The organism is Priestia sp. VA7, assembly GCF_055710015.1.
In genome coordinates, this window is record NZ_JBVQPN010000074.1 from 1 (window position 1) to 252 (window position 252).

A 252-nucleotide genomic window follows, 5' to 3' on the forward strand; every position below is an offset into this window, starting at 1 on the left:
AAAATGGTGGAGGGGGGCAGATTCGAACTGCCGAACCCGAAGGAGCGGATTTACAGTCCGCCGCGTTTAGCCACTTCGCTACCCCTCCGATATAAATGGTGCCGGCAAGAGGACTTGAACCCCCAACCTACTGATTACAAGTCAGTTGCTCTACCAGTTGAGCTACACCGGCACGGTGGTGGAGGATGACGGGATCGAACCGCCGACCCCCTGCTTGTAAGGCAGGTGCTCTCCCAGCTGAGCTAATCCTCC

At 57.1% G+C, this 252-nt stretch carries 3 tRNA genes; all 3 read right to left on the minus strand.

The annotated features are described in order from the left end of the window. Positions 1-4 precede the first annotated feature (4 nt). The 3 genes from AC0C45_RS30240 to AC0C45_RS30250 all read right to left on the minus strand — a co-directional run bounded on the left by AC0C45_RS30240 (position 5) and on the right by AC0C45_RS30250 (position 252). A tRNA-Tyr gene (locus AC0C45_RS30240) sits at positions 5-88 on the minus strand. Between the two features lie 8 nt (positions 89-96). Beyond that, positions 97-172: transfer RNA gene (locus AC0C45_RS30245), tRNA-Thr, on the minus strand. Positions 173-176: 4 nt separating this feature from the next. Next, positions 177-252 (minus strand) — tRNA-Val (locus AC0C45_RS30250).